This is a genomic window from Clostridium sp. UBA5119 (assembly GCF_002414285.1).
GTDB lineage: Bacteria > Bacillota > Clostridia > Clostridiales > Clostridiaceae > Clostridium_J > Clostridium_J sulfidigenes.
In genome coordinates this window covers 2203-2580 of record NZ_DHYX01000114.1, presented here as the reverse complement: position 1 = coordinate 2580, position 378 = coordinate 2203, and the positions used below count along the sequence as shown (strand labels likewise).

Annotated in this window: 1 pseudogene; it reads right to left on the bottom strand. The window is 29.6% G+C overall.

Features of this window, described 5'->3' with window-relative positions:
- Positions 1 to 171 precede the first annotated feature (171 nt).
- Positions 172 to 312, bottom strand: a pseudogene (locus B2671_RS17660) (ATP-binding protein); the annotation flags it as partial.
- Between the last annotated feature and the right edge of the window lie 66 nt (positions 313 to 378).

The following is a 378-nucleotide window of genomic DNA, read 5'->3' as shown; positions in this document are numbered from 1 at the left end:
CAGAAATAATTTCACACTCTCACGCCCCTTGTTACTACAAACATGACTGCAACTATTTAATACCATTCAATTTAACACAACTCTAAAACCTTAAAGTTGACATATCTGTAAAGGCCAACATGAAAATGCATAAATATTTCATAGTACTATGTAGTAAAAATATAAAGTACTTTACTGTTGGTAATCTTTCATTAGTTCCATAATATCTTTTGTTCTATAGGATGGACCTACTATTTTTATAACATGAGAGTGGTGCAATAACCTATCAAGAATGGTGTTAGACAGTGTAACATCAGAAAATACTTCACCCCATTTACTAAAGGATTAATTCGTAGTTATTATAGTTGAAGTATGTTCATATCTTTTTGTTATTAATTG